Genomic DNA, 3,706 nt, shown 5'->3' with positions numbered 1-3,706 from the left:
GGCATCACTCAGGATGTCTACTCATGTCAAAAGCAGATTCAAGTGCCCTCTTCAACGTTGCCCCCAACGCCAGCAACGAAACCCTCATCACCAATAGCTACGAAGCCTTCACCAGCGTCAGCACCCTGCTGCTCGACCTGTCCGAAGACCTCAACGGCAAACACCGCGACATCGCCCTCGCCATCCACCAACTGAGCGAACTGGGCGTACTCCTCACCGCCAGACTTCTTGACCGCGAAGCGCCCTGCCCTGGCTGATGATTAACCCTTCGACTCAATAGCTAGATAACTCGCCGCGTCGTCGTAAGCCACGTACAACGACTCGGCGATTTGTGTTTTGATCACCTTGGTGGACTCCAGCCCCAGCACAAAACCCTCTGCGATGACGAAAGCGGCGACTGCTTTCGGCCGATTCTGTTGAAAAAGTCGGTTTTTTCAGAATGCCGTAGGATGGATGGGTGAAAGCGCCTCTTCAGCACGCTTCTACGTGAAATCTCAGCCTGAAAGGCTCTGCGGACATTCAGGATTTCAATCTCCGACGCGTACTTTTCTGCTTTAGAAAACACGGCCGACTTTTTCAACAGAATCGGCCAGAAGCGGTCATTCATGATGCCCAATGCTGGCTATGCCCAAACGTTCATTTTTGTGTGTCGTATTAATTTCCAAAACATCGCATTTATTTCTAAATCCTACAGTATGCCTGGCGATGGGATCGCACCAGCCAAATCTCACGACATTTGACGAAGCGCTACAAACCGAGCCGAAAGCACATTAAAGTGCGCATTGAACCAAAGCGCCATCACGCCGGCGCGCCCACACAACCACAGCAAGGAATAACAACAATGCGAAGGGATAGAGATGACCACCGTGATCGTGGCCGCAGAGAAGACAATGATGAAATCCATCACAATAACGACCACGGCATCAGCCACCCTCAACCGGACTTCGAACACCGCATCGACCGAGGATTTCCTGACGTGGTAGACACACTTCAACCGCCACCACGGCCTGGCAGAGGGGACAGGGATGGCAGCAACAACAACTGAACTTGCAGACCGGTGGTACACCACGCAGTTCAGCGTGCGCCGCTCAATCCGATATCACCAACGTCTCCGTGCGTTCTACGACCGCTTGGACAAGCTCTCCAACATGCTGTCCCTGATATTCGGGTCAGCGGCCATTTATGGTGTGCTGGAAGAGAATGCCAAATCGGTAGCGCTGGTGTCTTCCGCCATCGTCACCATCGTATCGTCCATCAACTTGGTTGTGGGCAGCGCGCAACGGGGCCGCGACCATACCGACTTCATGCGCAAGTACGTTGAATTGGAAAAAAGCATGCTGGGCGTGGAGTGCGAGGACCGCTTACTTCAAGTACAGACCGAGCGTCTGAACATCGAGGCCGAAGAACCACCTGTGATGCACGTCCTCAATGCCATGTGTCACAACGAAATGATGCGGGCCATGGGATTCAAAAAAAAGGAACTGCCAAAAATTGGCTTCTTTCAAGCGTTACTGGCTCAATTGTTCGACTTCCGGGAAAGCAGCATCCAAAACCCCAAGACCAAAAGTAAAACTACCTGAAGTTTAAACCCGATGAAAAGCTGCCAAGTCCCACGCCGCTAACCCTAGCGGCGTGAGCAGCCCGCGCCGCAATTCCACGGCGCTTAGACTGAAGGCACCCCATGCGACCTGACTCACCGCGCGGCATACGCAACTTCAACCCCGGCAAAAATCCCTATGCCCCAGGGATCCGTTGGCAAGCTGCCTGTCATGCTGACCGCTTGTTGTTGACTGAGATAGGCATAGACGTAAAATCGCCCCCCCAAAAAATCAGCTTGCATAGCGAGAAGGAGCTTCGATGCAACGGGTGATGATCGTTGGTCAACCTGGGTCAGGCAAAAGCACTTTGGCGCGTGAGCTTGGTCAGCGCACGGGCTTGCCGGTCGTTCATATCGACACTATCCACTGGAAGCCAGGGTGGATCGAACGAACTCGGGACGAGAAGACCCAGCTTTGTCTCGATGTAGAAGCCCGAGATTGTTGGATATTCGAAGGTGGCCATTCAGCAACTTGGGACAACCGGCTGGCCCGTGCAGATCTTTTGATATGGATTGATCGTTCGGCGACGCTTCGATTCTTGCGCGTACTGCGCAGAACGCTGCTCCAACGCGGTCAGTCTCGGCCTGACTTGCCGGAGAACTGCCCCGAACTGCTGATGAACCTGCCGGAGTTTTTTAGATTCATGTGGCGGACGAAAAAGACAGCGCGAGAAAAGATGCAGCAACTTGTTGCAGCGGCGCCATCATCTTGCCGCGTGGTTTGTCTGCGTTCTGATCGGGATACCGGCATTTTTCTCGCGAACATTGGAAATTCGACTGTCCAGACTCCGCGAAATTGATCGACGGTTGCCCAATTCACTGCGGAAACCGCCGGTTATGAGTGGCCGCTTCTGGCCGGTTTCTACCGTTCGTGAAGGACAACAATCGGCAAACCTGTTACCCAGAGTTAAACCCCCGGTATCTGGTACACAACCGAATCATATTTCTCCGTCATTCGCCTCTCAATGACGACTCCCCTCAAAGCTTCGGCAATACGTCGACTCGCACGGTTCTGCGTCGCAACAGGGTAGATGAAGTGCTTTGCCGCCACCCGCTTGCTAGCCCACTGAACAACCGCCCGCACCGCTTCACCACCAAAGCCCAGCCCGTGTTTATCTTCACGGATCCAGATACCTAACTCCGGTGTTTCACTGCCGGTATGGTGCAGCCCGACCAAGCCGGTAAAACGGGCACTCACCAGTTCCCTGACCGTGAACACGATGTCGCTGCCATCCGCTATCGCAGGCAGCCACTGCTCCCAGACTTGCGCGTACTCTTCTAGCGAGGCAGGCGGCTCCCAGGACATGTAGCGAGTCAGAGACGGTGTGAGACAAGGGAAAGACTCAGCAGCGTCCTGCTCGCAGAAGGGCTCAATACTAAGGCGTTGCGAGAGAATGCGGATTGGGTGGGTGTCGACTGGCATTGCAATTTCCTTCCTGGGGTCCATTACTCCATTTATGCCGTGAACATACCATGCGGGTCGCTTCATCAGTGTCAGGCTCTCTATACTGAGCCCCCAGGATGGTAGTTGGAGCACACCCTATGCCCGTCACACCCAATCAAAATTCCCCCATCACTTTGGTCCCCGCTCAACAGAGCGACTTGGATAATCTGGTAGCTATTCGAATTGAGGCCATGCGCGAAAGTCTGGAGCGTGTTGGGCGGTTTGATCCGGTCCGTGCGCGGGAGCGGTTTCTTGGCGGTTTTGAAGCTCGCTGCACACGTTACATCGAGGTATCTGGAGAGAGGGTGGGTTTCGTAGTGGTCAAACATCACCACAATGAACTCTTGCTAGACCACTTGTATGTAAGGACGAGCGCGCAAGGATCAGGGGTGGGGTCTGCTGTTCTCACGCAGATTTTCAAAGAGGCGGATGCAGCTGCGCTTCCTATTAAAGTGGGTGCTCTCAAGGAAAGCGCTTCCAATCGCTTTTATACCCGCCATGGCTTCCAGTTCATCGAAAGCAGTGAATTCGACAATTATTATGTTCGTCAGAATGTTCCGGCGATTGGCCCAGCCTGCTAGCTGGATATGATGCACCTCGACGTACGCAAGCTCTGCCTTTTCAACAGGCTCGTTTTCAGCTTGGCCAGCCGGGTTCAAGCGCTA

At 54.0% G+C, this 3,706-nt stretch carries 5 protein-coding genes; 4 read left to right on the top strand and 1 reads right to left on the bottom strand.

Annotated features, from left to right (window positions below; translation table 11 throughout):
- The first annotated feature begins 23 nt into the window (after positions 1-23).
- The 3 genes from BFP96_RS28345 (at position 24) to BFP96_RS28330 (ending at position 2,397) form a co-directional block, all read left to right on the top strand.
- Positions 24-257: a DUF6124 family protein gene (locus BFP96_RS28345; RefSeq protein ID WP_065937450.1), complete on the top strand. Its 234-nt coding sequence runs from the start codon at positions 24-26 to the stop codon at positions 255-257.
- 768 nt (positions 258-1,025) lie between these two features.
- Entirely contained in the window at positions 1,026-1,580 is a 555-nt protein-coding gene (locus tag BFP96_RS28335; protein WP_065937449.1) for a hypothetical protein, read from the top strand.
- A 277-nt stretch (positions 1,581-1,857) separates the two neighbouring features.
- On the top strand, positions 1,858-2,397 hold the full coding sequence (locus tag BFP96_RS28330; protein ID WP_065937448.1) for an AAA family ATPase: 540 nt from the start codon (positions 1,858-1,860) through the stop codon (positions 2,395-2,397).
- Positions 2,398-2,504: 107 nt separating this feature from the next.
- Here BFP96_RS28330 and BFP96_RS28325 read toward each other — a convergent pair whose 3' ends face one another.
- Positions 2,505-3,020, bottom strand: a complete 516-nt coding sequence (locus BFP96_RS28325; protein WP_065936065.1) for a GNAT family N-acetyltransferase — start codon at positions 3,018-3,020, stop codon at positions 2,505-2,507.
- Positions 3,021-3,139: 119 nt separating this feature from the next.
- On the opposite strand from BFP96_RS28325, the gene BFP96_RS28320 reads away from it, so the two are divergent.
- Positions 3,140-3,622 (top strand): GNAT family N-acetyltransferase, encoded by a 483-nt coding sequence (locus tag BFP96_RS28320; protein WP_065936064.1) that lies wholly within the window; start codon positions 3,140-3,142, stop codon positions 3,620-3,622.
- Positions 3,623-3,706 lie beyond the last annotated feature (84 nt).

It is taken from the genome of Pseudomonas sp. 34 E 7 (assembly GCF_900005715.1).
Classification (GTDB): Bacteria; Pseudomonadota; Gammaproteobacteria; order Pseudomonadales; family Pseudomonadaceae; genus Aquipseudomonas; species Aquipseudomonas orientalis_A.
This window is presented reverse-complemented; position numbering and strand designations above follow the sequence as displayed.